The sequence below is a fragment of the Variovorax sp. E3 genome (assembly GCF_016082275.1).
In the GTDB taxonomy this organism is placed as follows: Bacteria; Pseudomonadota; Gammaproteobacteria; order Burkholderiales; family Burkholderiaceae_C; genus Variovorax.
Genome location: NZ_MOWM01000225.1, coordinates 1 through 8910, shown reverse-complemented (window position 1 = coordinate 8910; position 8910 = coordinate 1). Strand labels below are relative to the sequence as shown.

6 protein-coding genes and 3 pseudogenes are annotated in these 8910 nt (G+C 68.3%); 3 read left to right on the top strand and 6 right to left on the bottom strand.

Annotated elements, in window-relative coordinates; translation table 11 throughout:
• Positions 1–552: pseudogene (locus tag BMG07_RS38125) on the bottom strand (citrate synthase); the annotation flags it as partial.
• 82 nt (positions 553–634) lie between these two features.
• On the opposite strand from BMG07_RS38125, the pseudogene BMG07_RS43635 reads away from it, so the two are divergent.
• The 3 genes and pseudogenes from BMG07_RS43635 to BMG07_RS38115 all read left to right on the top strand — a co-directional run.
• Positions 635–895 (top strand): annotated as a pseudogene (locus BMG07_RS43635) (citrate/2-methylcitrate synthase); the annotation flags it as partial.
• Positions 896–987: 92 nt separating this feature from the next.
• Positions 988–1677: a citrate/2-methylcitrate synthase gene (locus BMG07_RS43630; protein ID WP_307867286.1), complete on the top strand. Its 690-nt coding sequence runs from the start codon at positions 988–990 to the stop codon at positions 1675–1677.
• A 170-nt stretch (positions 1678–1847) separates the two neighbouring features.
• Positions 1848–2882 carry a hypothetical protein gene (locus BMG07_RS38115; protein ID WP_198088831.1) on the top strand — a complete coding sequence of 345 codons (1035 nt, stop codon included), beginning with the start codon at positions 1848–1850 and terminating at the stop codon, positions 2880–2882.
• On the opposite strand, the pseudogene BMG07_RS38110 reads toward BMG07_RS38115, so the two are convergent.
• From BMG07_RS38110 to BMG07_RS38090, 5 genes and pseudogenes are all read right to left on the bottom strand, one after another.
• Positions 2873–4122, bottom strand: a pseudogene (locus tag BMG07_RS38110) (phenylacetate--CoA ligase family protein). The gene BMG07_RS38115 and the pseudogene BMG07_RS38110 overlap by 10 nt on opposite strands.
• Positions 4123–4441: 319 nt before the next feature.
• On the bottom strand, positions 4442–5254 hold the full coding sequence (locus BMG07_RS38105; RefSeq protein ID WP_198088830.1) for an ABC transporter ATP-binding protein: 813 nt from the start codon (positions 5252–5254) through the stop codon (positions 4442–4444).
• 172 nt (positions 5255–5426) lie between these two features.
• Complete coding sequence (locus BMG07_RS38100; protein ID WP_198088829.1) at positions 5427–6758, bottom strand: ABC transporter substrate-binding protein; 1332 nt, start codon at positions 6756–6758, stop codon at positions 5427–5429.
• Between the two features lie 64 nt (positions 6759–6822).
• A complete protein-coding gene (locus BMG07_RS38095) occupies positions 6823–7887 on the bottom strand; it encodes a branched-chain amino acid ABC transporter permease (protein ID WP_198088828.1) in 1065 nt (354 codons plus the stop codon).
• A 4-nt stretch (positions 7888–7891) separates the two neighbouring features.
• Entirely contained in the window at positions 7892–8821 is a 930-nt protein-coding gene (locus tag BMG07_RS38090; RefSeq protein WP_198088827.1) for a branched-chain amino acid ABC transporter permease, read from the bottom strand.
• Positions 8822–8910: the final 89 nt, after the last annotated feature.

The window sequence follows — 8910 nt, the reverse complement described above, 5'->3', positions numbered from 1 at the left end:
GCCGAGCAACGCATCGGCCAGCGTGCCGATGGCATCGGCCGCTTCGGCCTGCAGCACGCCGCGCGAACGGCCGCGCGAGGGCAAGTCGGTGGCGGCGCGCGCGGCCAGTGCGAGCAGGCCGGCCTGCAAGGGCAGTGCGCTCTTGGGCGCCGGTGCCCCCGCGGCAGCCGCCACGAAGCGCGGCGGCGCACTCTCCCACAGCAACCCCGCCACCTCTTCCAGCGTGGCGTGTTCCGCCAGCGCGCATGCGTCCTGCCCGCGGTACAGCAGCCGCCCATCGGCCACGGTCGACACGCCGGAGGCCAGCACGGGCTCGCCCCACTGAATGGCCTCGTTCGCCACCGTTTCGCTGCTGCGCCGCCCGCGCGTGCGCGCCGCGATGCGCTGCACGTCGTCGCGGTGATAGAGGCTGCGGCGCGGGTCGGTCGCGTCGGGCTTGGCGCGGATGCGGCCCCGGCTCACGCTCGCATACAGCGTCTGCGGGCGGACCTGCATCAGTTCGAGGGCCTGCGCGGCCGGAAGCCAGAGCGGTGCTGCCTTGGGGATGGTCATGTTGACAGAATAGATCAAGATTGACGTCAATATTCACGTCGCCAGAATCAATGTCATCGTGACAACCCAGGAGTAAAGAGCGATGAACGACACAAGCGACGACGGCAGCCTCGAAGGCGTGGTGGCCGCGCGCACCGTGCTGTCCGAGGTGGACGGCGCGGCCGGCCGGCTGGTGATTCGCGGCCACGAACTCGACGAGATCGCGCAGCGCTGGCGCTACGAAGACGTGGTGGGCCTGCTGTTCCAGGGCTTCTTCGACACGCTGCCCGATGCCGACGCCCTGCGCGGCGCCGTCGGCCGCGCACGCCGCGAAGCCTTCGAGCGGCTGCAGCCCAACGACGACGCGGTGCTGCGTCGCATGCCGCCCATCGAGGCCGTGCGCGCGCTGCTCGCGCGCCTGCCCGACGGCGATGATCTGCGACCGCCTTGCGCCTGGTGGCCGCGCCCGCCGTGTACACGGCGGCCGTCATGCGCTGGCGCCTGGGCGTGCAGGCCCTCGCGCCCGACGAGTCGCTGCCGCACGCCGCCGACATGCTGCGCATGCTGCACGGCCGCGCCCCCACGGCCGCGCAGAGCGCCGCGCTCGACACCTACCTCGTCACCGTGTGCGACCACGGCCTCAACGCCTCGACCTTCGCGGCGCGCGTGGTCGCGTCGACCGGCGCGGGCCTGGCCTCGGCCGTGCTGGCCGGCATCAGCGCGCTCAAGGGCCCGCTGCACGGCGGTGCGCCCGGCCCGGTGCTCGACGCGCTCGACGCCATCGGCACCGCCGCCAACGCCCGCGCATGGCTGGAAGAAGCCGTTGCCGGCGGCCAGCGCCTGATGGGCTTCGGCCATCGCATCTACCGCGTGCGCGACCCGCGCACCGATGCGCTCAAGGGCGCATTGGGCCGGCTCGGGGCGCAGGGCGGCGTCAACGCCGCGCGCTTCGAACTCGCCGAGGCCACCGAGAAGGCCGCACTCGACATCCTGCGCGAGAAAAAGCCCGACCGCGCGCTGGAGACCAACGTCGAGTTCTACACCGCGCTGCTGCTCGAGGCGCTGGGCTTCGGCCGCGAGAGCTTCACCTGCGTGTTCGCGGCGGCCGCGTGGGCGGCTGGGTGGCGCATGCGCGCGAGCAGGTGAAGAAGGGGCGGCTGATCCGGCCGCAGTCGGTGTATGTCGGTCCCGCGCCCGAAGAGGCGGGCGAGGCCGCAGTCGCGCACTGAGCCTACAGGGGGCGCCCGCCGTCATCCGATACGCTCGCATTCTTCGCATGCCTGTGCATGCGCCCTGCAAAGCGAAAGTACTTCCTGATGACGGCGACCTCTTTTCCTTCAACGACGCACGCGCGGGCGCGGCAGTTGCCGCGCGACCTCGCGCTCGTCACCGTGGCCATCGACGCCCTCATGGTGCTGGCCAACCTGGCCATCCAGCTCTGGCCCGACACGCCCGAGGGCGCGCAGATGCGCGGCACCTACGCGCTGCCGGGCGTGTGGATCCCGATGGTGTTCAGCCTCGGCATGGCCTGGGTGCTGGCGGCGGCGCTGGCCTGGAGCCACGGGCGCCAGGCCCTGGAGACGCGCGGCGTCGACAGCGTCTCGCGGCTGGTGCGGCCGCGCCTGCGCTACGCCGCCGCGTACCTCATGATGCTGATGCTGAACTTCTATGCGCTGAGTCCGCTGCTGTATGAACTGCAGCTGCTCTTCATGCCCGGCGGCCGCCTGCAGGACCTGGCCGGCGCGGGCTCCATGCGCGTGGTGATGGCGGTGTTCGTGCTGCTGCAGTCGGTTGCGCAACTGGTCGTGCTGGTGCTGGGCGTGTGGGCGGCGGCGTGGTTCGCGTTGCGCGGCGCGCGGGCGAGCGCGGCCGAGGTCGATTCGGGCGCCACGGCCGAAGAGATCGGCGGCGCATCGCCGCGCCGCGCGGTGGCGCTGGTGGGCGCCGCCATGTTCGCGTCGCTGCAGATGTGGAGCGGCGTGGCCATGAGCCGCTGGACGTCGATGGGGCGCGGCGTGGACGGCCCCGAGCTGCTGCTCGCCTGGATGGTGCCGCCGCTGGTGGTGTTCGCGCTCGCGTTCTGGGGCGGCTGGCTCGGCGCCACGGCGGGGCTCGCCAGGACGCGGCCGTTCAGGGCCGTGGGCGCGTCGGCGCTGGCCTTCGTGCTGGTGCAGGTGAGCTGCATCATCATCGCCATCGCGGGGCTGTACATCGCGTCGCGCGTGGCCGGCAGCTTCTACAGCCCCGCCGGGCTCATCGGCTTCGTGCTGGCGCTGTTGCTGGTCTATGCGGTGCACGTGGTGGCGCTCACGCGCGCCGCCACCCGCTGGCTGTACCGCCGCTACTTGTAGCTGCGCGCGTCCTCGATCACCTTGCCGTCGTTGGGCAACTGGCCCGCGCCGACCACGACGACGTCGCCGCGCAGCTTGGTCACTTCGCGAATGGCATCGCCCACGCGGGCCTGCAGGCCTTCGGGCACGGCGCCCGCGCATTCGAGCGTGAGCGTCATGCGGTCGTCGCCCATTTCGCCCGACACCACCAGCCGCGCGCGCTGCGCCTCGGGAAAGCGCCGCAGCACCTCGGCGACCTGCGACGGATGCACGAACATGCCGCGCACCTTGGTGGTCTGGTCGGCCCGGCCGAGCCAGCCCTTGATGCGCTTGTTGGTGCGCCCCGTGGGGCAAGTGCCCGCGAGCACCGCCGACAGGTCGCCGGTGCCGAAGCGCACCAGCGGGTAGTCGGGGTTGAAGGTGGTGACGACGATCTCGCCGACTTCGCCGTCGGGCACCGGGTCGCCCGTGCCGGGCCGCACGATCTCGACCAGCACGCCTTCGTCGAGCACCAGCCCTTCGCGCGCGCTGGTCTCGTAGGCGATGAGGCCGAGGTCGGCGGTGGCGTAGCACTGCGTGCCCTTCACGCCGCGCGCGGCGATCCAGTCGTGCAGGCTCGGCGGAAAGGCTTCGCCGGATACGAGCGCCTTGGTGAGCGAGGGCAGCTTCAGTCCTTTCTCCTCGGCCTTCTCCAGCAATATCTTCAGGAAGCTCGGCGTGCCCGCGTAGCCTTCGGGCTTGAGGTCGACCATGGCCTCGAGCTGCTGCTCGGTCTGCCCGGTGCCGCCCGCGAACACGGTGCAGCCCATGGCGTGCGCGCCGCTTTCCATGATCGAGCCCGCGGGCGCATGTGGTAGCTGAAGCTGTTGTGGATCAGCTCGCCGCCGCGAAAGCCCGCTGCATGCAAGGCCCGTGCGGTGCGCCAGTAGTCACGCGCCTCGCCCTCGGGTTCGTAGATGGTGCCGGGGCTTGCGAACACGCGCGGCATGCGAGGCCCGCGCACGATCGAAGAGAACCCGCCAAAGGGGTCGTCGGCGCGGCGTGCCTTCTGCAGTTCGAGCAATTCCGATTTGCGCGTGACCGGTAGTTTCGCCAGTGCTTCGCGCGTGGTCACGTCGGCCGGCTTCACGCCGTCGAGGATCTTCGCGAATGCCGATGCGGCGCTTTGCGCCTGCGCGATCTGTTTCGGCAATGCGGCCAACAGGTCGCGTTCGCGTTCGGCGGGGTCACGGATTTCAAGCTTGTCGTAGTGGTCGGTCATGTCCGTACCCTTCATCTTTCAGTTCAGTTTTTCCACCACGTCGGGGATTCAGGGCGCGTGCACAGGACACCGGGTACTTCCCTCCGCGAATGTCCCCCGGGGCTGCGCCCCTCCTCCTTTATTTCGCTGCGGGAAGCACCCGATGCCCTGTGCACCTGGACACGCTGCCGGTGCCCGCCGATCAACAACGGCTCCGCACAACGCTCACGCTGATGGTGTGCTCTGCGCAGCGAAACAAAGGAGGAGGCCGCAGGCCGGGGGACATTCGCGGAGCAGAGCACGCCGTCGGCGTGAGCGCGCCCCGAAGGACACAGCAGCGTCAAGCCAGCCACCTCTTGCGCCGCTTGTAGCTCTTCACGTCACGGAAGCTCTTGCGGTCCGCGCCGCCGACGCCGAGGTAGAACTCCTTCACGTCCTCGTTCTCGCGCAGGCTCTTCGCCTCGCCGTCCATCACGATGCGGCCGTTCTCCAGGATGTAGCCGTAGTCGGCGTAGCGCAGCGCCATGTTGGTGTTCTGCTCGGCCAGCAGGAAGGTCACGCGTTCCTTGGTGTTGAGGTCCTTCACGATCTCGAACACCTCTTCCACGATCTGCGGCGCCAGGCCCATCGACGGTTCGTCGAGCAGCACCATCGTCGGGTTGGCCATCAGCGCGCGGCCGATGGCGCACATCTGCTGCTCGCCGCCCGAGGTGTAGGCCGCCTGCGACGTGCGCCGCGTCTTCAGCCGCGGGAAGTAGGCATAGACCTTCTCCAACGTCTGCTGCACGGCGGCCTTGCCGTCCTCGCGCGTGTAGGCGCCGGTCATCAGGTTCTCTTCGATCGTCAGGTGGGCAAAGCAGTGGCGGCCCTCCATCACCTGGATCAGCCCGCGCTTGACCAGCTCGGCCGGCGACAGCGCCTCGATGCGCTCGCCGCGCAGCTCGATGGTGCCCTTGGTCACCGCGCCGCGTTCGCCCGCCAGCAGGTTGCTCACCGCGCGCAGCGTGGTCGTCTTGCCCGCGCCGTTGCCGCCGAGCAGCGCCACGATGCCGCCTTCGGGCACCGTCAGCGACACGCCCTTGAGCACCAGGATCACGTGGTTGTAGATGACCTCGATGCCGTTGACATTGAGGAGGATGTTGGGTTCGCTCATGGTGTGGTGGTCCGAAGCATTTGAAAGAACAACGGCGCTGTCCTTTCAGATGCCCGCTTGGCCAACCACCCTTCGGGGAACACCGCGGAACCGGCTCTGCCGGGCCGCGGGTGTTGCCCCCCGCAAGGGGGGTGGAGAAGCGACACGAAGTGCGCGTAGCCTGGGGGTTAGCTCAAGATTGGCAATCGGCCGCTTCGCGGCGCGTCAGCTTCTTCTCGGTCGCGTACTTGTCGGCCGCGGCCTTCGCCATGGGCTTGATGATCTGGTCGTCGGCCTGGTACCAGTCGGGCGCGATGTTCCACTTGGCGCCGTCCCAGGTTTCCATGCGCGCCCAGGTCGAGCCGATGTGGTCCTGGCACGAGGTGCTCACCGGACGCATCACGCCGGCAAAGCCCAGTGCGTCGAGCTTCTTCTGGTCGAGCGCCAGGTTCTCCAGGCCCCAGCGCACCTGCTCGCCGGTCATGACCTTGCCCTTGCCGAAGCGCTCCTGCGCGCGCTTGACCGCCTCCACGCCGAGCATCGAGATGATCGCGCCGCGCGTGTACAGCACCGAGCCCACCTCGTCGCGCGGGCCCGAGCCCTGGCCCTTGTCGTGCACCTGCTTGAGGATGTCCTGGATCACCTTGTTGTCGGGACCCGAGCCGTTCAGCGCCAGCGCGTTGTAGCCCTTGGCGTTGGCGCCCACGTCCTTCACGTCGGGTTCGGCGCCGGCCCACCACACGCCGTACATCTTCTCGCGCGGGTAGCCGGTGGCCACGGCCTCTTTCAGCGCGGTGGAGTTCATCACGCCCCAACCCCACAGCAGCACGAAATCAGGACGCTGCTGGCGCACCTGCAGCCAAGCCGACTTCTGCTCCACGCCGGGGGCGGTCACCGGAATCAGCGACAGGTCGAAGCCGTGCATCCTGGCGCGCTCCTGCAGCAGCGGAATCGGTTCCTTGCCGAACGGCGAGTCGTGGTACACGAGAGCGATCTTCTTGCCCTTGAGCTTGTCCAGGCCGCCTTCCTTCTTGCCCAGGTGCTGGATCAGGATGTCGGCCGCGGTCCAGTAGGAGCCCATCAGCGGGAAGTTCCACTTGAAGACGCCGCCGTCCTGCGAAGCCGCCAGGCCGTAGCCCAGCGTGACCAGCGGGATCTTGTCGGTGGGCACCTTGTCGGTCAGCGCGAAGGTGATGCCGGTGGCCTGCGGGTCGAACAGCGCGACGCCGGGGCGGCCCTTCAGGCGCTCGTAGCACTCCACGCCCTTGTCGGTCGCGTAGCCGGTTTCGCATTCTTCAAACGTGACCTTCACGCCGTTGATGCCGCCTTGCGCGTTGACCAGTTTCAGGTAGTCCTGCTTGCCGTTGGCCCAGGGCGTGCCGTTGGGCGCGTAGGGGCCGGTGCGGTACACCAGCAGCGGGAAGAACTGTTCCTTGGCCTGCGCCTGCGCGAGCGATGGCGCGAGCATGGCGCCGAGTGTGCTGGCCACCAGGGCGGCGGTCAGAGCGAGCGATTTCAGTTTCATGCCTGTCTCCTTATGTGGGCACCTCGGTGCCGGGTTTTTACTTGCGAACGAACGGACGGAAAACTCAATGCGGGAAGGGCCACAGCCGCAGCTTCTCCTTGGCCGTGGACCACAGGCGGGCCAGCCCGTGCGGCTCGACGATCAGGAAGAACACGATGAGCGCGCCGAAGATCATGGTCTCCAGGTGCGAGGCCAGCGCGGTCGAGATCGAGAAGCCCAGCCACGCCGGCAACTGGTTCAGGAAGAGCGGCAGCAGCACGATGAAGGCGGCGCCGAAGAAGCTGCCCATGATCGAGCCGAGCCCGCCGATGATCACCATGAACAGCAGCTGGAACGAGCGGTCGATGCTGAAGGCCGCCGGCTCCCACGCACCCAGGTGAATGAAGCCCCACAGCGCGCCGGCCACGCCGACGATGAAGCTGCTGACCGCAAAGGCCGTGAGCTTGGCGTACACGGGGCGGATGCCGATCACGGCGGCCGCCACGTCCATGTCGCGCATGGCCATCCACTCGCGGCCGATGGCGCTGCGCACCAGGTTCTTGGCCAGCAGCGCGAACACCACCACGAATGCGAGGCAGAACAGGTACTTCTGCACCGGCGTCTCGATCGGCACGCCGAACACGTTGAGCCCCGCCACGCTCACCGAACCCGACGACGAGTTGTTGGTGAACCACTGGATGCGCAGGAACGCCCAGTCGGTGAAGAACTGCGCCGCCAGCGTGGCCACCGCCAGGTACAGGCCCTTGATGCGCAGGCTCGGAATGCCGAACAGCACGCCGATGACCGTGGCGCACAGCCCGCCCAGCAGCAGCGATGCAATGAGCGGCATGCCCTCGATGCGCACCTGGAAGTTGTAGGCCGCATACGCGCCCACCGCCATGAAGGCGCCGGTGCCCAGCGAGATCTGCCCGCAGTAGCCCACGAGGATGTTCAGGCCCAGCGCCGCGAGCGACAGGATCAGGAAGGGCGTGAGGATGGCGCGCATCCAGTAGTCGGACACGCCGAGCGGCACGACGACGAAGGCCACCAGCAGCAGCACCAGCATCGCGAGGCGGTCCTGCGCGATCGGCAGGATCTGCTGGTCGGCGCGGTAGCTCGACTTGAACTGGCCGTTTTCTCTGTAGAACATTTGCTCAGACCCGATCGATGATTTTTTCGCCGAACAGGCCCTGCGGACGAACCAGCAGGAAGACCAGTGCGAGCACGTAGGCGAACCAGATCTCGATACCGCCACCGAGCATGGGGCCGAGATAGATTTCGGACAGCTTCTCGCCCACGCCGATCAGCAGGCCGCCGATGATGGCGCCCGGAATCGAGGTGAGGCCCCCGAGGATCACCACCGGCAGCGCCTTCAGCGCCACCAGCGACAGCGAGAACTGCACGCCCAGCTTCGACCCCCAGATGATCCCGGCCACCAGCGCCGAGAAGCCGGCCACCGACCACACGATCACCCAGATGCGCTTGAGCGGAATGCCGATCGACTGCGCGGCCTGGTGGTCGTCGGCCACCGCGCGCAGGGCGCGGCCGGTGGCGGTCTTCTGGAAGAAGATGGCCAGCACCACCACCAGGCCCGCCGCCACCAGCGCGGCGATCAGGTCTTCCTGGCTCAGCAGCAGGCCGCCGTCGAAGGTGCCCTGCAGCACCATCAGCGGTTCCTTGGGCATGCCCACGTCGATCTTGTAGATGTCGTTGCCGAAGATCGTCTGGCCCAGGCCGTCCAGGAAGTAGGCGATGCCCAGCGTGGCCATGAGCAGCGTGATGCCTTCCTGGTTCACGAGCTTGCTGAGCGCGAGCCGCTCGATGAGCCACGCGACGGCGACCATCACCGCCATGGCCGCGAAGAAGGCCAGGATGTTCGCGACGATCTGGTTCTGGAAGCCGAACCACAGCGGGATCCACTCGGAGAAGCGGGCCATGGCCAGCGCCGCGAACAGCACCATCGCGCCTTGTGCGAAGTTGAAGACGCCCGAGGCCTTGTAGATCAGCACGAAGCCGATGGCGATCAGCGAATAGAGCATGCCGACCATGAGGCCGCCGAAGAGGGTTTCGAGGAAAAAGCCCATGGTCAGTTTCTTTCTTGTCTTTCTCCCTCCCCTTCCGGGGGAGGGTTGGGGTGGGGGCAAGCGGCGTTCGTCGTCGCGCTGCTGTCTTG

Excerpts from the sequence above, each read along its gene's own strand:
- BMG07_RS38115 (WP_198088831.1), top strand. The coding sequence starts at position 1,848 with ATGACGGCGACCTCTTTTCCTTCAACGACGCACGCGCGGGCGCGGCAG.
- BMG07_RS38105 (WP_198088830.1), bottom strand. The coding sequence starts at position 5,254 with ATGAGCGAACCCAACATCCTCCTCAATGTCAACGGCATCGAGGTCATC.
- BMG07_RS38100 (WP_198088829.1), bottom strand. The coding sequence starts at position 6,758 with ATGAAACTGAAATCGCTCGCTCTGACCGCCGCCCTGGTGGCCAGCACA.
- BMG07_RS38095 (WP_198088828.1), bottom strand. The coding sequence starts at position 7,887 with ATGTTCTACAGAGAAAACGGCCAGTTCAAGTCGAGCTACCGCGCCGAC.
- BMG07_RS38090 (WP_198088827.1), bottom strand. The coding sequence starts at position 8,821 with ATGGGCTTTTTCCTCGAAACCCTCTTCGGCGGCCTCATGGTCGGCATG.